Annotated in this window: 8 protein-coding genes; 6 read left to right on the top strand and 2 right to left on the bottom strand. The window is 62.9% G+C overall.

Annotated features, from left to right (window positions below; all coding sequences use genetic code 11):
• The 5 genes from ACWETB_RS21525 (at position 1) to ACWETB_RS21505 (ending at position 15609) form a co-directional block, all read left to right on the top strand.
• The gene (locus ACWETB_RS21525; protein WP_452213525.1) at positions 1–4719 is read left to right on the top strand and encodes an Eco57I restriction-modification methylase domain-containing protein; all 4719 of its coding nucleotides are present in this window, start codon (positions 1–3) and stop codon (positions 4717–4719) included.
• Positions 4716–10964: a DEAD/DEAH box helicase gene (locus tag ACWETB_RS21520; RefSeq protein WP_452213523.1), complete on the top strand. Its 6249-nt coding sequence runs from the start codon at positions 4716–4718 to the stop codon at positions 10962–10964. Before ACWETB_RS21525 ends, ACWETB_RS21520 begins: the two co-directional genes overlap by 4 nt.
• Positions 10964–13111: a UvrD-helicase domain-containing protein gene (locus ACWETB_RS21515; protein ID WP_452213521.1), complete on the top strand. Its 2148-nt coding sequence runs from the start codon at positions 10964–10966 to the stop codon at positions 13109–13111. Before ACWETB_RS21520 ends, ACWETB_RS21515 begins: the two co-directional genes overlap by 1 nt.
• Positions 13108–14916 (top strand): UvrD-helicase domain-containing protein, encoded by a 1809-nt coding sequence (locus ACWETB_RS21510; RefSeq protein WP_452213519.1) that lies wholly within the window; start codon positions 13108–13110, stop codon positions 14914–14916. Before ACWETB_RS21515 ends, ACWETB_RS21510 begins: the two co-directional genes overlap by 4 nt.
• A 159-nt stretch (positions 14917–15075) precedes the next feature.
• Positions 15076–15609: a hypothetical protein gene (locus ACWETB_RS21505; protein ID WP_452213517.1), complete on the top strand. Its 534-nt coding sequence runs from the start codon at positions 15076–15078 to the stop codon at positions 15607–15609.
• 90 nt (positions 15610–15699) lie between these two features.
• Here ACWETB_RS21505 and ACWETB_RS21500 read toward each other — a convergent pair whose 3' ends face one another.
• Positions 15700–18039, bottom strand: coding sequence for a GmrSD restriction endonuclease domain-containing protein (locus ACWETB_RS21500; RefSeq protein ID WP_452213515.1), 2340 nt, complete (start codon positions 18037–18039; stop codon positions 15700–15702).
• 83 nt (positions 18040–18122) lie between these two features.
• Between ACWETB_RS21500 and ACWETB_RS21495 the strand changes: the two genes are divergently transcribed.
• Positions 18123–21029, top strand: a complete 2907-nt coding sequence (locus tag ACWETB_RS21495; protein WP_452213513.1) for a DEAD/DEAH box helicase — start codon at positions 18123–18125, stop codon at positions 21027–21029.
• Between the two features lie 16 nt (positions 21030–21045).
• Here the strand turns inward: ACWETB_RS21495 and ACWETB_RS21490 are convergent, their stop codons facing one another.
• On the bottom strand, positions 21046–21210 hold the full coding sequence (locus tag ACWETB_RS21490; protein WP_452213573.1) for an HNH endonuclease: 165 nt from the start codon (positions 21208–21210) through the stop codon (positions 21046–21048).
• Between the last annotated feature and the right edge of the window lie 125 nt (positions 21211–21335).

Raw genomic sequence — 21335 nt, 5'->3', positions numbered from 1 at the left:
ATGTTCGATTCGATTCACAACGTCAACGACTTTCTCTCCGAGCACTGGCTCGCCGAGGTCTTTCCGTCATCCCTGAAAACGCTGACGCGGCAATGGAAGGAATGGTCCGAGCAGGGTAAGTCCACACCGGTCAAAGGGCTCACGGCGATCGCGGCCGGCTACATCAAAGGCCTCGGCGACCTCCCGGAGGACGGCGAGACGCTCACCGGAAGGGTTACCGAGTTACATGCGGTGCTGCTCGATGCCGTTGGCCTCAAAGCAGATCCGGTCATCCTCGAAACCCGACAAGCCGACACGCCCATCGACGTGCCGCTACTCGCGCGATATCCGAGTGCCACCACCACCGACTCTCTCCACATCCTGCAGGCATACCCCGTCGACAACGCCGATGCGCTGTTCGGCGGCGAAGCCGAACTTGTGGAACCACTGACCATCCACCACAGCAGCGAGAAACTCCAACCCCTTTGTGGTGTCAGCGAAGCGATCACCCAGGTCTTTGTCAGCGACGACGCGCCCCGATACCTGATGGTCGTCGCCGGGAGCGTGGTGCTCCTCACTGACGTTGCCCGCTGGTCGGAGGGCCGCTACCTCGCCTTCGATGTTGCGACGGCTTTGGACCGACGTGACGACAAGGCCAACGGCGAACTGTCCTGGCATGCCGGCCTGTGGTCGGCCAATGCTCTTCTGCCTGACGAGGACGACGGCAAGGCCGAACTCGACCGGTACACCGAGAGCTCCGAGAAGCACGCCGTCGGCGTGAGCGAGGACCTCCGCGAAGGCCTCCGGATCTCCATCGAGAAGATCGCCAACGAAGTTCTCACGCGGCGACGCGAAAAGGGCCTCGCTGTCGACGGCATCCCCGAACTGCCGCGAGATCTCACCACCCAATCCCTGCGGTTCCTCTACCGAATCCTGTTCCTACTCTTCGCCGAGGCACGACCCGAACTCGGAGTGCTCCCAGTCGGGACACCCGAATACGAATCCGGCTACGGACTGGATCGGCTACGTGAACTCGTCCAGGTACCGCTCACCGGACGCTCCGCCGACGGACACCATCTCCACGACTCCCTCGACCTGCTCTTCACGCTCGTCAATACGGGCCACAACCGTGGTGGCCGCGACACCGACGGCCTCGTCTTCGAGCCGCTGCGCTCCGACCTGTTCGATCCAAAGAAGACACCGCTCGTCGACGGCGAAGGCATGCGGATCAGCAACCGCGTACTCCAGGAGGTCCTGAACCTCCTGCTGCTCTCGAAGCCGTCCAAGCGCAAGGGTTCTCAGCGCGGATACATCTCCTACGCGCAGCTCGGTATCAACCAGCTCGGCGCCGTGTATGAGGGTCTGATGTCATACAGCGGACTGATCGCCACCGACGACATGGTGGAAGTGGCCAAAGACGGCAACGCCGACAAGGGATCGTGGCTGGTTCCGTCCAGCAAGTCAGGCGACTACGACGAGAAAGACATTGTCTGGCGCGAGGACCGGCTCACCGGACGCAAGGACATCGTCCGACACCCCAAAGGCAGCTTCGTTTTTCGTCTCTCGGGGCGAGACCGCCAGCGAAGTGCCTCGTACTACACCCCCGAGGTGCTGACCAAATGCGTCGTCAAACACGCTCTGGCCGAACTGATCACTGACGACACGCGAGCGCAGGATATTCTCGAGTACCGCATCTGTGAGCCCGCGCTGGGCAGCGGCGCATTCCTCAACGAGGCCATCAACCAATTGGCCGCCGAGTACCTGAAGCGCAGGCAGGACGAACTCGAAGAGCCGATCAAGCCGGAGAAGTACACCGAAGAACTGCAGAAGGTCAAGGCGTACCTGGCCCTGCACCGTGCCTACGGTGTCGACCTCAACTCCACCGCCGTCGAGCTAGCCGAGGTCTCGTTGTGGCTCAACGTGATGCACAGCGGACTGCAGGCACCGTGGTTCGGTCTGCACCTTCGCCGGGGTAACTCGCTGATCGGCGCTCGCCGCGCAACGTACGATCTCACCGCGCTCGGTCGTGCAAAGAAGAGCTGGCTCAAAACACCGCCCGTCGACCGGCCACTGTCGGAGGGCGCGATCGGCGACGGCGAGATCCACCACTTCCTGCTTCCCGCCGACGGTTGGGCCGCAGTCGCAGATGCCAAGCAGGCCAAGGAGCTGGCGCCGGAAGCCGCAGCGGCGCTTCGTGAATGGCGCAAGGGCGTCACCAAGAAGCCGAGTCAGAAACAAGTCGAGCGGCTCAAGGCGCTGGCGACGCGCGTGGAACGGTTGTGGGCATTGGTTTTGCGTCGTATGGAGATCAGTGAGGAGCAGATCTCTAGGCACATCAATGTCTGGGGAGCCGAGATCCCGACGACCGAGGACGCGATCCCTCGCGAGAAGGTAGAGGAGGATCTACACAACCCAGACGGTCCGTACGAACGGCTGCGCCTGGCCATGGATGCGTGGTGTGCATTGTGGTTCTGGCCGCTCACTGGATCAGGGGTCGGCGACGAGCAAGGCCATCCTGGCCCGCCGGATCTCGATGAGTGGATCGTGACGCTCGAAGAGCTGTTGGGCGCCGCCGGAATCAAGAAGGTCGACAAGGACCAGGGTTCATTCCAAGATCTCGCCGAGGGTTACGAGCAACTGGCGGAGATTGACCAGCGGGATCGAGAGTTTTCAGGCATGCGATCTATCCTCGATTTGGTGGTCCGCCATCAGTGGCTGGGCACGGCGCGCGGGATTGCGCAAGATCAGGGATTCTTCCACTGGGAGTTGGACTTTGCGCAGATCTTTGATCGGGGAGGGTTCGACCTGCAGGTGGGCAATCCGCCCTGGGTGAGGCCGGATTGGAAAGACGATCTCACCCTTGCTGAGGGGGACCCGTTCTTTGTGCTTGAGGATAAGATCGCAGATAGAGTATTCAGGAATCGTCGTGCTGATGCACTGGCCTACGAGCCCGCGCTGTCGAAATATTTGACTGATCTAGCGGAATGGTCTGCCACGGTCTGGGTTCTGAGTTCGCCCACGGACCATCCGATCTTGAGTGGAATCCGGACCAATCTGTATATGTGTTTCATGGAAAGAGTTTGGCGAAACTCGGGATCGTCCGCTATTTCCGGACTGATACACCCAGAGACTCACTTCTCTGATCCTAGCGCAGGTGCGCTGCGCAAAGGCGTATATGCGCGTTTACGACGGCATTGGCAGTTCTACAACGAGACGGGTTATTTCGAAGGTATCGGCAACACTGTCGCGTTTGGCGTTCACATCTACGGCTCAGTTCAAGATGTCGACTTCCTGCAGATGACGTACATCTTCGACGTGCAAACGATCGATCGGTCATTCGGCGGTGACGCAGAGGAACCGGTTCCGGGAATTCAGCTTCCGTGGGGCGGCTGGGATCTACGGGGGCATCCTGCGAGGATTCAGCGTATCGATAGGAGTGTACTTCGAAGTTGGGCCGACTTGTTCGATCCGCCGGGTACAGAGGCGGAGCGCGCACGGCTCTTGAGACCTTTTACGGATGATCAGATCGATGTTCTTAAGGAGATATCGACGCAGGCAGTCCGACTGTCCTCGATTGGATACAAGGCATCGAGTCTATGGAATGAGAAGACTGCGAAACAGTCAGGATTCATCAAGTGGATGAGCGAGCAGCAAGAGGTGTGGGATGAGGTAGTACTTCAGGGACCGCACTTTACGGTGGCCACACCGATCGCGCAGTTGCCAAATGTGCCATGCAAGTCTCACCGAGATTGGAAACGTATCGACCTCGAATCCCTCCCAGAATCGGTGATCCCACGAACCAATTACCAGCGCGCCTGCGACCGCGACACCTACGACGCCGGAATTCCGAAGTGGGGAGATCGGCCCGCGACGGACTTCTGGCGGGTGGCGTGGAGGAATATGACCCAACCGGGGTTGGAAAGATCACTGCACGCAGCCCTTGTCAGACCGGGGGTAGCACATGTACACACAGTCAACTCGTTGACTGTGTGTACATGTGCCACCACCTGTAAACAGTTGTCGAGCCCTGACGGGCTCTCCGATGTACGCACGACCGCACTTGTTGCGGGATTGTGGGCGTCACTTCCGTACGACTACCTGGTAAAGGTCAGCGGCCGCCCGCATGTGCAGACAGAAGTCGTCGACCGGTTCCCTGCCCCCGTAGATCACCCAGCAGCCCAACAACTCCTCCTTCGGACACTGCGCCTGAATTGCCTGACGCGCGACTACGCAGAACTCTGGGATGCCCTGTACGAGAGAGAGTTCACCAACGATTCGTGGACCGCACCATTTGACTCGTTGTTGGACCCACTCGGAGTAAGCACGCGTAAGTGGACGATGAAGACCCCGCTACGCACCGACTTCGAGCGCCGTGCAGCGCTCGTCGAGATCGACGCACTGTCGGCGCTCATGCTCGGTCTGACCGCCGAACACCTTGCGCTGATGTTCCGGGCCCAGTTCCCGGTGCTCCGCAAATACGAGTACGAAATGTACTTCGACTGGAACGGGCGAAAGATCGCGAAAGACCATCACGCACAGGGGGTTCACCAGCAGAAGGACGACTACAAACTGCTCCAGGCATGGATGAATGGCGAGGACTCCGGCGACCTGCTCGACCGCTACACGCCGTTCGCTCCCGACGACGACCACGATGAACCCTGGTTCTACAAGCCGGACCGTGAAGCCGAGATGCGCGCAGCGTATGCCGACTTCGAACAGCGATTGGCCACCGGCGAATGACCGCACCGAATCCGAGCCTCCCCTCGCTGCTTGCGCTGGAGACCCAGGACTCGATCATCGAGTACCTCTCGACGACGTTCGCGCTCTCGGATCCCGAAGCGCAACAGGCACTTCGTACCTTCCTTGCCGATCCGCAGACCGGGATCTTCCGCGGCCCTTACCTCAAGATCCGCACGCCTTACCAGCCCGTCGGAACCGGGTGGGTATCGCCGCTGGAGTGGATGCCACGAGGCTTCCGTCCCTTCCAACATCAGGCGGAGGCCTTTCGGCGGCTGTCGACGAACGGCACTGCGGCGCAACCGACCATCGTCACCACCGGCACCGGCTCGGGAAAGACCGAGTCCTTCCTCGTACCACTCCTGGACCATTGCCGCCGCGCCGTCGCACGCGGCGACAAGGGCATCAAGGCCATCATCCTGTACCCGATGAACGCCCTTGTCACCGACCAAGCCCGCCGTCTGGCGCAGTACATCCATGATGATGACCGCCTGGCGAGCGTAACGGCGGGTGTCTACATCGGCGGCAGCGGCAAACGCAAACAGCCGAGCCGCCACGCCCTCGTCGACCACCGCGAGACCTTGCGCGAGAACCCACCGGACATCCTGCTCACCAACTACCGCATGCTGGATCTACTCCTGTTGCGTCGCGCAGATTCGAGTCTGTGGGCCAATGCGGCTCTCAGCCTGCAGTACCTCGTCCTCGACGAATTCCACACCTACGACGGCGCCCAGGGCACCGACGTCGCCATGCTCATCCGCCGCCTCGGCGCCAAGGTGGGCGTGGCCGGCGCAGGTGGCCCACTCGGCCGGATCACACCCATCGCGACCTCCGCGACCCTGGGAGGCGGAACCCAGAGTGCCGCCCTACGGACCTTCGCCGAAACCGTCTTCGGAACCACCTTCGGTCCCGACTCCCTCGTCGGCGAGACATCCCTCGCCGCGACCGACGTCGTCCAAGAGGTCGACTTCACCCTCGACATCCCGTCCGTCGACGACATCCTCGCGGTTCCGGCACCGGTCAGCGACGACCCAACGACGTGGGAGCCGCTCGCAGAGGCGGTCCTTGGCTCTGCCGCAGCACAATCCACCGATCTGAGCGATCCGGTCGCGATCGGTGATGCCCTCCGCAGACACTTCCTCACCCGCGTCGTCATCGACGTCCTCGGTGACGCCCCCATGACCGTTGCCGACGCGGTGAACGGCGTCGCGCAGGCCGGCATCCTGCCATGGGGTGTCCACAACTCCACCAACCCCGGAGAAGCCCAGACCGCACTCCTCCGGTTCCTGGCCCTCATCTCGATTGCACGCACCTCCGACAACACCGGAGCACTACGGCCACTGGTCAACGTCCAGGTGCAGACCTGGGTGCGTGAACTCAGCCGAATGATGCGCGCGGTCGGTCCAACGCCCGAGTTCCGATGGTGGCACGACGGGCCCCTCGAAGGACAGCGTCTTCTGCCCGCCACATACTGCCGCGTGTGTGGGCGAGCCGGCTGGATGGCCGCCACCACCGAACTCGGCGATAACCTCGCGGGCGAGGCGTCTGCCATCTGGCGCAACAGCGCCCGCCCCGGCAGCCGCGCCAAGACACGCACACTGCTCGCCGCCACTGTCGACGAAGAAGGCGTACGCCACCTCGACCCCGAAACCCTCGAACTCCACGCGTCACCCGGAACCGACACCATCGCGGTCCACATCACCGCGACCGATGAGGACGCCGCCAACGAGGTCTGCCCATCTTGCGGCGCTCGAAACGCCGTCCGCTACATGGGATCGAGTGTCGCCACGCTCCTCAGCGTCGGTCTCACCACCGAATTCGGCTCGCAAGTCCTGCCGGACGACGAGAAGAAGACCCTCGTCTTCACCGATTCCGTACAGGACGCCGCCCACCGCGCCGCATTCATCGAAGGCCGCGCCTTCGCCTTCAACTTCCGCTCGGCATTGTTCCGTGCCGTCGGCGACGATCGGGTGTCCCTGGCCGACGCCGGAGCAGCGCTGGGCGCCACCACGGCCATCGATGAACTGTATGCCCTCACCCCACCCGACTTCAGTCGGCGACTCACCAACGACGCCGACTGGCTCGACCATGACAACGGGCCGCTCCGATCGTTGCTGGCAACCCGCCTCGCGTTCCAGGCACACCTCGAAGCCGGCCTAAGCTCCCGAACCGGCCGCACCCTCGAACTGACCTCATCGCTCGCCGTCGATATCGACGTCGACCTGGACACCTACGCACGCCTCAGCCACGACATCCATGAAAACCTGCCACAACTGAGCCTCGGCGGCCCGCTCGCCGAGAGTGTCTATCGCCCTTGGCTGTTCGGGATACTCGAGCACCTACGCATCGGCGGCGGGATCATCCACCCCTGGCTCGCGACCTACCTCAAGGACGAAGGAAAGCGGTGGTCCATCTGGGGCGGCAGCACCGACGGCATGCCCAAATTCCCGCGCGGACGACCGGCCCCGTCCTTCTACACCACCGGGCCCGCCGGAGACACCGACTTCCAATCGCTGACCCCGCGTGGCGAATCGTGGCTCACCGACTGGACCAAACGCTGCCTCGGAGTCAACAGCGGAGAAGCGAAAGCACTCCTGCTCGGGGTCGTCGACCAGCTGGCAAGTGATACCGGGCCCCTGGTTCGCAGATCCGGCGAGAAAGGATCACAGCTCTACGGCCTCACACCGCAAGCAGTGATCCTCGACCCATCCGACATCGTCCGCCTGGAATGCCCGACGTGCCATCACGTCCAACCCGCCGCAGGGAACCGACTGGACCTCTGGCACGGAGCGCCCTGCCCCCGGATGCGATGCACCGGACAACTCGAACCCGATGCGGTGGAGGAGTCGAATTTCTATCGGAGCATGTACCGCAGCGGCCGCATTCGCCGCATCGTCAGCGCCGAACACACCGGCCTCCTCGCGCGCGCGGAACGGGAAGAGGTCGAAACCCGGTTCAAGGTCGGCGGTTCCGCATCTGATCCCAACATCCTGGCATGCACCCCGACGCTGGAACTCGGCATCGACATCGGTGACCTCAGCACCGTCGCACTGGCCTCCCTGCCCCGGTCGACGGCCAACTACCTTCAGCGCGTCGGGCGCGCCGGACGATCCACCGGCAACGCCTTCGTCCTCGCCGCGGTACCCACCTCGCCGCGCGACCTCTACTACTTCGCACAACCCGAGAACCTCATCGCCGGAGAGGTCATGCCACCAGGGGCGTACCTGGAGGCCACTGAACTCCTGCAACGCCAGTACCTCGCCTTCTGCCTGGACAAGGTTGCCGGAGATCATCTTCCGATCACAACGCCCATGCCCACCAAACTCACCGAATGCCTCGACCACGGCATGGACGAGGGGCACTGGCTGCGTTCGGTGGTCGACACCTGCGTCAATCACGCCGACACCCTGACCGCCGAGTTCTCCGCACTTTTCGGCGACAACATCTCCGACGATGCCCGCCTGCATCTGCGGGACTTCGCCGCAGGAGGAATGCGCAACCTCGCCGCCGAGACCGCCGCCCGCTGGGTCTCCGACACCGACGAAATCCGCACCCGCATGAGCGGACTATCGGAAACCATTGCGGCACTCGACAAACACGGACATCTCGATGACGCCCAGAAGGAAGACCGCAAACGCTGTGCCGGCGAATTCCGTGCTCTCAGTGAACAACTCTACGAACGCGGCAGCATCGAAACCCTGACCGGACTGTCCGGTGTCGGGCTCCTCCCGAACTACAACCTGCTCGACGACGCGACCACCCTCGACATCCACCTGTGGTGGACCACCGGTACCCCCGGCGGCCAACCCCAGACCGAAGCACTCGATCTCACCTATGAGCGGGGCAGCGCCACCGCCCTCACCGAACTCGCACCCGGCGCCTACTTCTACGCGGGTGGCAAGCGCGTCGAGATCGACGCCATGGACATCGGACCGTCGACCAAACCTCACTGGCGCCGAACCCGTCTGTGCCCCGACTGCGGTTGGGGCACAACCGCACCCGACGTCGTGCAGATCTGTCCACGGTGTCACTCCGGGGCGGTCGCCGACTCTGGATCGGTGCACAACGTCCTCGAACTACGCAAGGTATCGGCGGTCCACCGCCTCGACGATGTCCTGATCGACGACGAAACCGAGGACCGCACCCGAACATTCTTCGGAACCGTCACCGGCGTCGACATCGAACCCCACGACATCGCCCAGGCCTGGCGACTCACCGACGCCATCTTCGGTGCCGAATACGCACGAACGGCCACCATCCGAACCATCAACACCGGATACGGCGACGCGCCCGGTGAGACCCTCACCATCGCCGGCGACGAACGCAACGCACCCGGATTCACCACCTGCCAACACTGCGGCGTCGTCGCATCACGCTCCACGCGAACCGAAGATGTCCGCCACCGCGGTTACTGCATCACCCGGCGCGGTGGCACCGAGACGTGGACGCGGCTCCTGCTCTCCCACGAACTACGCACCCAAGCGGTCCGACTCCTACTCCCCGTGTCGTTGCTGAACTTCGAAACCACCCTGGCCTCGTTCAAGGGCGCGCTGCTCCTCGGACTGCGCAAGGACTTCGGCGGCGATCCTCAACATCTGTCGGTGGTGGCGTCCAGCATGACCGACAACGAGGGAGCCACCCGCCGCTTCCTGGTTCTGCACGACACCGTGCCCGGCGGCACCGGATACCTTGACCGATTCGGCGAACCCGACCGCATGCGCCACATCCTCACCCTCGCCCGGGATGCGCTCGCCGAATGCCCCTGTCGTACCGAAGAACTCCGCGCCTGCCACCGATGCCTGTACGGAGTTCTGCCGGCACGAGACATGACCCACGCCTCACGTGAATCGGCCCTCCGGCTCCTCGAGGACTTCCTCGGCGAATGGCAGGTCGAGCAGATCGGGACAGTCACCGGCATTGACATCGGCGCCGTTCAACTCAGCGAGCTGGAGATCCGGTTCCGGGAACTGTTGAAGACGCTGCTCGAGAGCCGTCCTGGTGCGTCGTATGAGATCTCGATGGGCACCAACGGCGAAGAACTCGACATCCGCATACCCGGTCCCGACCAGCAACCCCGACGATGGCGTATGCGGCCGCTCGTCCAGGTGGTCGCCGTCGGTGTCGCCACCGAGCCGGATTTCCTGCTCACCAGGGTCGACGCCCAGACTGCCGACGTCGCGATCTACCTCGACGGCAAACAGTTTCACGCGAGCGTCGAACACAATCGCACCGCGGATGACGCCCGTAAGCGCGACGCGCTGCGACGCGACGACACTCGCGTCTGGTCGATCGCGTGGGATGACATCACCGCCCTCGAATCCGGCAACGCCAAGAACCGGTCGCAGGACATCGTCCACCAGCACGTCAAGAATGCTGCCGCCGAGCAGGTTTCCGACCCGCGAATCAAATACCTGTGGGAGAACCCGATCGAGTTGCTTGTCGAGTACCTCGCCGATCCCGACGCCGACGTCTGGGGCGATGGCGCCACGGCGACCGCGCTGGCACTGGTGAACCCGTCGGATAAGCACGGCTCCGGAGAGCCGATCTTTACCGGGCCGGGGCAACTCGCGAAGATCCTCGTCGATGTCGCAGCCGGTACATCCACGCATCCCGACTCTTCCGGGACCATCATGGTGGTCCCACGACACGGCCTGAGCGGGCTGCCGATCCTGATCTGCGCCGACCCCGAGAACTTCGAACCCACGCTCGGGGTCTTCACGCTCCTCGACGACGCCGACGAGGCCGTCGGCGGGAAGATACATGACAATCAATGGCGAGCCTGGCTCCGATGGGCGAATCTGCTTCAGTTCGTATCACTTCCACACTTCGGTGACCTGCTGCCCCAGCGAATGGCCGCGATCTGGACGACGAAGTCCCTCGCCGACTTCCTGGCTGTGCCCGTCCCCTTGGCGACCACCGCGGCGAGTCGGGGTGACATCATCACTCCGCTGTCCGGAGAGTGGAAGATCGTCCACGAATACGCCGACCCTGCGGTTGCCGGCCTGGTGGAGAGCCTCGCTGACTCCGGGGCGGCGATCCCCGAGGTCGGGATGGAGCTCGGCCCCGACCAATCCATCTGGCAGGTGGAACTCGGCTGGGAAGAACCACGGATCGCCGTCGTGACCGATATCGTCGACGACCGGGATGGGTGGCTCGAGGAGAACGGCTGGCGTGTGTATCGCGTGACGGGCGAGCCCGATATCGGTGTGGTGGACGATGTCGTCGGCGCGGTGACAGGAGGACAGTGATGACGCGATACGTGCAGATGCATGAGATGTTCCAGGAGTCCTACGACAAACTCGACGGAAGCATCAAGGGTAAGGTCCTCAACTTCATGGTGAAGCTCCAACAAGACCCGGACGCCACCGGGCTGGACTTCAAGAAGCCCAAAGGGGCCGCCAACAAGTACATCCGAACCGCGCGTGTCAACGACAACTACCGGGCGGTCCTCGTGGACCCGGGCGGCGATTCGTCGCTGTACCTCATCTCGGTGCTGACCCACGACGACGCTTACGACTTCGCCGGCAAGGTCACCCTGCAGGTCAACAAGAAGACCGGAGCTGCGGAGCTGTTCGACCATGTGGCACTTGAGGAGGCGATCGGTAAGGCGACGACTCCCACATCGGGATCCGACGCTTCCTTCATGCCCTCAACGGTGAAGCCGATCGACCTCGAACGTTTCGGCGTCGAGGCGGAACTTGCCGAGAAGTTGACCAAGGTGGTTGGTGAGAAGGCGTTTCTCGCCATCGCCGAAGCATTGCCCAATACCCAGGCCAACGCGGTGCTCGATCTCGTGTTCGGGAAGAGTCCCGATGAGGTGTGGAGTTCCTACGCCATCGACGAGCCCGGCCCCGTCGACCCCGACGACATCCAGAAGGCACTCAAGCGCCCTATCTCGCAGCTCAACTTCACCGCCGCGGCCGGTGACAACGAGGCCGAACTCCGGGCGGTACTCGAAGGCGACTTCGCCAAATGGCGCGTGTGGCTGCATCCGCTGCAACGCAAGCTTGCCACTCACGATGGGTGGAATGGTCCCTTCCGGGTCACCGGCGGCGCCGGCACCGGGAAGACCGTCACTGCGCTGCATCGCGCCCGTCACCTCGCCCATCGGCTGGACGAGGAGAACAGCGCCGCCAAGGTGTTGTTGACCACCTATACGCGAAACCTGGTGCGCGCCATCGAGGCACAGCTCATCGAACTCGCCGGCAAGGAGATCACCCAGCGGGTGGAGGTCCTCAACGTCGACGCACTGGCACGCAAGGTGGTCGCATCCACCGACAATGGTCGCGCTCTGGTCACCTCCTCGACGCTGGTCCACGATGGCGATCCACGGGTCACCCAGCTGTGGTCGGTCGCCGCGCAGCAGTCCACCGAGGGCTGGGAGCCGGCCTTCCTTTCCGATGAGTGGTCCCTGGTGGTGTTGGGGAACTCGATCGAGACCGAGACCGCATATCTGCGGGTGGCCCGGAGTGGCCGCTCCCAACGACTCTCACGCCCTCAGCGCGCCGACGTGTGGAAGGTGATCGAGCATTTCCAACGCCTGATGAGGGCCGATGGACTGATCACCTTCACCGAACTCGCCGCACGCGCGGCGTCGGCACTCACCGCCGACCCCAAGCTGCGGGAGAAGTTCGGGTACCGATTCGCCATCGTCGACGAGGCCCAGGACCTCCATCCCGCTCACTGGAAGATGGTGCGTGCTCTGGTCCCGCCCGACACCGACGATCTCTTCATTGTCGGTGACGCGCACCAACGGATCTACGGTCGGCCGACGCCGTTGTCGCGCTACGGAATCGAGACGCGTGGACGCTCACGTCGGCTGACCATCAACTACCGCACCAGCCGCGAGATCCTGCGGTGGACCCTGCAGGTGGCCGATCCCGATGTCGACGACCTCGATGTCGACTCCGAGGACCTCCAGGGCTCCCGATCGGTCTTCGGCGGCCCTGCACCCGAGATGGCGGGTTTCGATAGTGTCGCGTCCGAGAACGCTGGTATCGCGGCGTTGATCCGGAAGTGGGAAGCGGAGGGCTTGGGAGCCTCCGGTATCGCTGTCTTCACCTACGAGAAGCGCCATGTCGACGACATCGTGCACGCATTGGCCGCCGAGGGGATCAAAGCGGCGGCCGTTGGCTCGAACACGGCCGAGGAGAAGCTGGGAGATAGCGTACGGGTGATGACGATGCACCGGGCCAAGGGCCTGGAGTATCGCGGAGTGGTCTTGGCGAGGCTGGGGGTGAACGACTTCCCACCCGCCTATATCGCACGCAAGAAGGGCGACGACCTCGAACGCGAACTGAAGAAGCTTCGCAGCGTGTTGTACGTCGCAGGATCTCGGGCGCGGGAGAGGATGGCCGTGACATACGTGGGTGAGCCCGCAAGACTTCTGACATGACCCAGCCCACCGATCTGGACGAGCAGACGGTCTTCGAACTCGACGACTCGCAACGAGCCGTGGCCGAGGCGCCCGCCGACGCGCGTTTGCTGGTGATCGCCGGCGCGGGCCAGGGCAAGACCGAGGTCGTGGCGTCGCGCATCCAGTACCTGGTGGAGGAAGAAGACCTATCGGCATCCACGGAGATCATGGTGCTGAGCTTCTCTCGAGCCGCGGTACAGGCTGTTCGCACGAGGCTCGAAGGACACGACATCGCGCGTACCGACGTCCGCACCTTCGACTCGTTGGCGTCGTACCTGTTGTCGCAGAACGGACGAGAACCCTTCGGAGGCTTCGACAATCGAGTGCGACAGGCGACCCAGCTGCTGAATGACGACTCCGAGGACGTCGAGGGGATCGAGGATCTCCAACACCTGATATTGGACGAGGTTCAAGACCTCGTGGGCGATCGGGCAGAGATGATTCTCGCACTGCTCCGTCGGATGCCGGAGTCGGCAGGCTTCACCGCACTCGGAGATCCGCTGCAGGGCATATACGACTTCACCCTGAAAGAGTCACGGAGTCAGATGAAGTCGACCGACTTCGCGGCTCAGCTCGCGGATGCCTTTGGCGCCGAGACGATGACGTTGGCGCGGAACTACCGGGCACAGGGACCGTTTCCGATCGAAGTGGTGGGCCTGGGGAATCTGCTGCGAGGCCAACGAGAGGCTCAAGCGGCGGAGACGGTCGCAGAGTTCGAGAAGACCCTGCCCCACTCCGGTGTCATCAAGGACTGGACGTTCCTCGCCGAGCCGGAGTCGGGGCGCACCGCCGTACTGTGCGCCACCAATGGTGAGGTGCTGCGTGTTTCGCAGTTTCTCACCAAACAGGGCGTGGATCACGTGGTTCGTCGACAGGCCAGGGACTTCGGCGCGGCGCGGTGGATCGCGGGCGTCTTCGAAGACTTCGCCGGGCCGGAGGTCGACCGGGACAGCGTCCAATCAGTGATCGAGGCGAAGCTGGCGCAGCGGCTGCGTGAGGAAGCGTGGTATCTGCTGAAGGGAGCCGAGGGGCGTTCACGCACGATGTACCAGCTGAACCTGCCTCGCGTGCGCAGTCTGATTGCCACAGGCTCGATTCCCTTGACGTTGACCGAGCCCGATGAATCCCGGGTGATCGTGTCGACGATCCACCGCGCCAAAGGGCTTGAGTTCGAACGTGCCTTCTTCGTGCACCCGAACAGCCCAATGAGCAATGAGGACGAATGGCCGGCATTGCGCCAGAAGTACGTGGCACTGAGCCGTGCTCGTGATGAGGTGGCAGTCCTCGATATCCCGACCGGTTGGATGTGGTTCGACAAGCGCAACGGACGGCTACGAGAGCGCCGCAAGAGCAAGCAGGGCAAAAAGTACAGCGCAGCAATCGAGTTCGGGTCCGGAGATGTGCTCTCCGGACGACCATTGGCTGGGGACGCCGCACGTGTGCGGGACATGCGGCGGGCCCTGACGAATGCGTCGCCGGGTGAACCGGTCACCGGATTTGTCGAACCCGTTTACTCGACAGACGATGTGCCGGTCTTCGTTTTGCGCACCGATGCCGGAGACGAACTGGGGATCACGAACGAGTGGTTCGGACGCGCTATCGCCGACGAGTTCGGCTATCGCTTCCGCGATGGCTGGGACGGCGCCGTGATCGAGGGTCTCCGCCTGGTTGCGGTGGAAACGGTCGCCGGCGATCCTCGATTGACTGAGGACGCGGGGCTGGGCTCGTCGGGATTATGGTTGGTGCCCAGGGTTTTCGGGTTGGTGACGCCACGCGCGCCTTGACGCTCACCAGATGATTTTCATCCGGCAGTCACCAATCCGGCCACTGCTGAATTCCCTCAAGTGGGCGACAGCGTGGTGCTGTTCGGCGCGCTAGAGTGACGAAGCGTCATCTTTCGAGGGCTGGATCACAGTCGACTGGCGACACATTGATGCCGCCAGATGAGTTCATCGCGCGCGAGCCAGGGGGTCGCTTGTCTTATGGGAAACGGCGAGAATGGCAACAGGCACCTACTGGTGATTATCGCCGTCGCAACCGTCACGATCGCTCTTGCGAGCGCAATTGGTGTCGGCGTCTGGGCCTACAGTCACTGGCGGGCCACCCCAGCTGTGGATTCGGCAGAATCAGCTCCGGCGGATACTCCAGAAGATGATCTGAGCGGCCACTGGCAAGGGAAGTACGAGACCTCTGGTGGTGTAACTCTTGTCGCCGACCTCACCGTGAGCAGCCCGACCGAGCTGAATGGGAACATAAACTATGTCGGCTCCGGATACTCCTGCAGCTCGACATGGGAACAAGTTGGCGTCCACTCAGGCGTCATCGATGTAGTGGAGAGCGATATCACCGGAAGTGCCGCAGGATGTGGAGACGGGAAGTTGGCCGTCAGGGTCCAGGGAACGACGTTGAGCGGCAGGGTAACGTCCGCTTCGGATGGCGATATCGGCGGCTTGCTGACTTTGCACAAGACCCTTTAGATCCCTTTAGATCCCGTTGGATCGACCTGACCCCGCCGCCGGTCGGACTTGTTGAAGCCGGGTGGTCGCACCCCTAGGAGATGGTTCGCGTCACTGCGCCCGGCGAAGTGATCGAAACCTTTCACGAACCTGCTCGAGTGTCTCACCGGTCCGTTCGAGTCGCCAGTCGCGCCAACCATTTCGGCTGGATCCCACCGCATCGGACAAGGCCCCGGAAGGGCTGTCATACTCACGGTTTCCGATGAGGATCCGGCCTGCTCGGCCGATCCTGGCCGCGAACGAGCGTCCTTTGCGGGGCTGCTCGTGGTACACGGTGTCGCCCTCTTCGATGAAGCCGGCGAGCATCAGATCATTGATGGTCTCCTCGTATACCGCCCTGGTACCTGTCCCGTTGCTGGTCTCAGGCGCTGCGTTCGAGAAGTGGGGTTCGACGTTCAGCTGACTTGTGGCCAGAGCATCGATATCCGGCCCCGGTATCGGCGCCTCGCCGGGTACCTTCTCGATGTACAAGGTTCCGGCGATCTCACGAAATGCATAGCCGACCAAGGGATCTTGCGTCAAGACCTCGAGAGATCCGCCCTCAACGGGCGCTATCCGTGACATGCGATCCTCGACCCGCGACACCGATCCGACAGGTAGATCTTCGAAGAACTCCTGGATCTCCGTCCACGCCTCGTCGACCCAGGTGGGCGCGTCCGATGGGGCCTCCTCCTCGACGTCGTCGTCCGGCGCTGCGGTTGTCGGTGTATCGGGATGTGGCCATGTCCGGCAGAAACCGTCTGCGAGACGAGAGCCGCGAACGGTGATCTGAACCCCGGAAAGTGATTCGGGGAGTTGCTGGTTCAGCTCGAGATCCGAGCCCGACAGGATCGCACGGCGAGCGGGCCAGTCGGTTGCCCTCGACAGGTCGCGCGACCGCGGAAACAGCGTCAAGTTCCCCAGGGCACCGCGGAGTGTGTCGTCGATGTCGTCGCTCGCAGTCGCGAGCAATACATGCTCCAGAGAATCGAGATCGGGAATCTGGTGTGTGTCCGAGCGGAGGCCGCGCTCACAGCCGCGCAGCACCATACGCATTCGGGCGCGTGTGAGGTTCTTGAAGATCGGCGCGGATATCAGCGCGTCACGGATCTCGGCGTCGGTCGGCCATCGTCCGGATTCCGACGTGTTCTCAAGGAAGAACGTCCGTACGGTCGGTGCGAAAGGCGTGGCGCTTCGCTGCAAGATCTTCAGGAGATCGAGCAGCATTCGGTTGTAGTTCTTGCTGGTCGACCGCAGCACGGCACGTCGGACCAGCCACGACTCGATGTATCCGTAGGCCTCGGCGCGATCGGCCTCATCTGTCCGACGATCCAGATAGAGAACCACCGGCGACAGGACCGTGGTGTCCAGCGTCTCGGCTGTCTCGAGGAGTCGGTCGTGGACGTCGTCGCCGGAGCGATCCACGATGCCTCGGTAGAGGTCGCTGCACTCGGCGATTTCCTGTGTGAGCGCGACGAGATCGTCGCGCGACATGCCCACGGACACATCCTTGAACCGGTTGAACAGGCCGGTGGCCGACACCTCGTCGCCCGTTCGCATGGTGAGGTAGTGGGCAAAGAAGGCGTCGACACGCGTCCTGATCAAGCGGCCCTGTCTGACCTCTTCCTGCCAGAACGGCGCCTCCAAGCGACGCCAGTGATCGTCGAAGATCTGCTCGACGTCCGCACCTGCGCGTTCCAACTGTTGGAACAGTGAGTTCTTGACGAGGTCGCTGGGCAGCAGCGGCGTGCCGCGGTCGTTGAGGCTTTCGAAGATCACCTGCGCGTTGTCGTTGGCGGTGAGTTCGATGACGACCAGTTGCAGACCGATCCGCAGTGCGTCGACGAGCGACTTGATCGCCGCGCGGTCCGACTCGTTCTCGGTGAGCCAGGTCAGTGTCTCCTCGTAGAAGAACTGGTAGGCGTCGGCGAGACGTGAATCGGGCTCATCGTCCGGCTGGGTGTGGTCGACGATCGACGCGAAGACCTCGCGGTCGCGGAGGGTGGGCCACACCTTGTACGGGGCGAAGGCCTCCGTCGAGAGCTGATCTTCATTGGTGACCAGTTTGTTCAGGGCTTTGATGAAGACGCGTTCGACCTGGGCGGTGGTGAAAGCGTCACGGATCGCGCAGAGAGCGATCTGCAGGGTCGTGATGCGCTGTTGTCCATCGATGACCTGCAGCACGCTGATGTCGGCGGCGTCCTTGTCCGTGGAATCGAGGACCACCGCGCCGAGGAAGTGTGGTTCTGATGAGGTGTCGGTCGACATGGACTCGGCCATGGCGACGATGTCGGCCCACAGCGGTTCCCAGTTGCGAACCCGGTTCCACACGTACGGTCGTTGGAAGACGGGTACGACCAGGCATTGCTCGCCCTCGAACAGTTCGCGGACAAGCTTCCCCTCGGCCTTCATGGTGGTGAACCTCGTCAGTGTCAGTTGATCTAATACTTTGAAGTTCAAACCTAGCGGACGGCGACGACAGGGGACACGGGACAATGCAGACACTCGGTGATTCGGTTCTGGGCGAGATCACTCGAGTCGGTCCGCTGACATCCGTTGAACTGGCCGAACGCCTTTCGCAGACCGTGACCGCGGTGCAGAAGGTTCTCCTCGACAACGACCAGGTATTCGTTCAACCGCCGGAAGGTGCCGACGAATGGCGTGTCGTCTCATCGGATGATCTTGCTTCGCGGTTGGGTATGAATCGACCGTTGCGGCCCTGGCAGGTGGAGGCCTTTCAGAAGTGGCTCGCTGCCGGCCGGTCCGGCGTCATCGAGGCAGTTACCGGCGCGGGAAAGACAGACGTCGGCATCGCGGCCATTGCCGAGGCGCGGCGTCGGGGAGTGCCCGCGTTGGTCCTGGCCCCGGACCACGACCTCGTCGACCATTGGCGCAGCACTCTCGAGGGGGCGTTTCCCGGTGTGGCGATCGGTGCACCCGATGGCTCGAAGGCGCTCGCGATTCGCGAGCAGATCGTCGTCACCACAGTTGCAGGACTGGGCAAGCGGCACCTGACGGCTTTCCGAGACGCTGGGTTGCTCGTCGTCGACGAGATCCAACGCCTTGGCGTCGCCGACTACACCGACGTCGTCTTCCCGCGTCAGGAGATCACCGAAAAACTAGGCCTGACTGCGTCCTACGAATGGTCGAATCCACAGGCCGCCCGGATTTTGCGACCGTACTTCGGCGTGCTGATCGAAGGCTGCGACTACCGACGTGCGGTGGACGAGGGGATCCTCGGCGAGCCGTTGGTGCTGACGGTCGGTGTCCGTTTCTCGGTTCCTGAGCGGGAGGAGTACGACGGGCTCACCGCGCGCATCGACCGGGCCGAACGCAAACTCCGCGACACCGGCGTCGATCTCAGCGGTGGCGTGTACGAGACCGCGCGTGAAATCGACTCCGGTTCGCTCGTCGGTGAGATCAGTTTCCTGGCGCGTGAGTACCTGGAGGCTGTGGACGCCCGCAGGTGGGTTCTATCGGAATGCAAGTCGAAGGTGGCGGCTGTCGAAGTGATCGCCCGCGGCGTTGTAGACGCACGCAGAACCACCGTCTTCACAGCGTCGCACGAGATGTCGGCGGCAATTGCCAAGGCCGCCCGTAACTCTGGCGTTGTCACCGACGCAGTCCCGGAGAACGGCGACGTTGCATTCACGCTTGGTCGTTACGCGAGTGGCTCGGTGGATGTCTTGGCCACTTCTCGCTTGCTCGATGAGGGTGTTGCCGTGCCGATATCGCAGGTGGGCGTCGTGACGGCCGCTGCCCGTAGTCGTGCACAGATGCTGCAGCGGATGGGTCGCGTGGTTCATCCGGCGGATTGGGCCGGGCCAACCGCGATGGTCGTGGTCTATGTGAACGCGACGATCGAGGACCCCGATGTGGGTTCGACCGCGGACACGTATCTCGACGAGCTGTTCACGGTGGCAGCCGAGCGCGATGACCTCGATCCGCGTGACGCTGCGCGGCGGCTGAGTGAGTGGCTTGCCTTGAGCTCTAAGCCAAGCGGTGACGCGGAGGCGGATGAGCCGACCACTGTGGTCGCGCCCGCTGTATGGAATCCGCGGGACGCGATCTTCGATATCTTCGAGGAACACGAAGGGATCGTGACCTGGCGTGAGCTGCGTGAGCTCTTGCCGGATCTCGAGGTTGAACAAGCCCTCATGCAGGGCTTCGACGACATCACCTGGATGCGGATCGGTGACGAGACGGTCGGTCTCGCCGGTCGAGATTCGGACGCCGTGGACGATCGGGTTATTGCACTTGACGCATTGGCCCAGACCTTCAATGTCGCCGGGGCGGAGTCGTTGCAGCAAGCGGGGATTCAGGACCTGCTGATTGATCGCGATCTGGCTTTCAGTTCGTTGACTGGTGAGCGCATATCCGAGCTGTGGGTGGCGCTTGGTGGTCGGGTAGCCGAGTTCGAACAGACTGAGCAAGAAAGAGATTCGGCACCGGACGAAGCTGTCCAAGTGCGCGTGGACGCGTCTGATTCGGATACTTTGGAGCCGCAGGCTCCCATCGGGCCGGCCCTACGTGCCGTGATCGAACAGGTCGAAGCCCAGGGCTGGACGGCGCGGACATCCGACGAGCATTCGCGCGGAACACTCATCGTCAGCAATTCTCAGGGGCAGAGCAGGGTGGTCCGCGTGCACAGCGGAGCCGGAGGAAGCTGGCGGATCAGCACGCAGGACCAGCACTTGTGGCAGGGGAGTGGGGAACACGACGCGGTGGTCTTCCTCGATCAGAGCGAAACGCCACCCGCTTTCTACATTGCGCCTGTGGGTCCATACTCGAAGCGAGTGAAGCATGTCATCGATGCGCGGGCAAAGAGCAATCCCCGGGAACGTCACGACGCCCATATCAACATCGAAGCATGGGTCGTCAAGGATGGACTCGGACGCTGGAATCTCCTGAAGTTGTCGGAACCCGAGACCATCTCCACCAGTCCGGAGAAGCCGAGCGGTGTGCCGACACCCGCAGAGGTGGCTGCCCGCACCGCAGCGGCTCGGACGGCCTCCACCACAACGATTCCCGTTGAGCCGGAGGCAGAGTCGGATGTCGATCTCACTCAATCGGATACCGTGGCTCCGCAGGACGAACAGGTGCCGGTAGCAACGACACCGGGCTTGGTATGGGCCGAAGGCCGGCTGCGTGTGGTCCTCGACTACGAGGGGTGTCGTGTGGTCGGTTTCTTCGACCCCGAGTCATCGGAGTTGGAGATCGTTCGGGCTCAGGGTGCGGCATCGTTGTCGGGCAAGAAGTATCGCAATCCGGCGGTCGCGGCGGGGACCGTCAAGTCAACGATTTCCAACAAGACGGTATTCGGTGTCGGATTCAATGACTGGGTGGTTGATGAGAATACACGGGAGACGTTGGCGGGGTATCTGACTGAGGCGGCGGGGTAGGGTGGACTCTGGGCAGTCAGGCCTCATGCCATCGTCGATACCGCAAGCGGGGCCCCATTCGCTCACTGCCCTTGGTCAAGTTGCAAGACTGGCAAAGGAGTTGGATGTTCGTGATGTCGTTCAGGCCTCCGTGCGCCAAGGGAACGACATGATCGAAGTGCTCCTTCGCGAGTGAGTCCAGGACCCATGAGAGGTCGCCACCGTAAGCAGGCTGATCCGTCCCGGTGTTTCCGGAGGGTTCGTCTCAAGGGAGAATGAAACCTATGGCAGCGGCAGGATCGAAGCGGTACTCGGCTGAGCTGAAGC

This window comes from Gordonia sp. NPDC003950, assembly GCF_053605205.1.
This window is presented reverse-complemented; position numbering and strand designations above follow the sequence as displayed.

Excerpts from the sequence above, each read along its gene's own strand:
- ACWETB_RS21495 (WP_452213513.1), top strand. The coding sequence starts at position 18,123 with ATGCAGACACTCGGTGATTCGGTTCTGGGCGAGATCACTCGAGTCGGT.
- ACWETB_RS21525 (WP_452213525.1), top strand. The coding sequence starts at position 1 with ATGTTCGATTCGATTCACAACGTCAACGACTTTCTCTCCGAGCACTGG.
- ACWETB_RS21500 (WP_452213515.1), bottom strand. The coding sequence starts at position 18,039 with ATGAAGGCCGAGGGGAAGCTTGTCCGCGAACTGTTCGAGGGCGAGCAA.
- ACWETB_RS21520 (WP_452213523.1), top strand. The coding sequence starts at position 4,716 with ATGACCGCACCGAATCCGAGCCTCCCCTCGCTGCTTGCGCTGGAGACC.
- ACWETB_RS21515 (WP_452213521.1), top strand. The coding sequence starts at position 10,964 with ATGACGCGATACGTGCAGATGCATGAGATGTTCCAGGAGTCCTACGAC.
- ACWETB_RS21510 (WP_452213519.1), top strand. The coding sequence starts at position 13,108 with ATGACCCAGCCCACCGATCTGGACGAGCAGACGGTCTTCGAACTCGAC.
- ACWETB_RS21505 (WP_452213517.1), top strand. The coding sequence starts at position 15,076 with ATGAGTTCATCGCGCGCGAGCCAGGGGGTCGCTTGTCTTATGGGAAAC.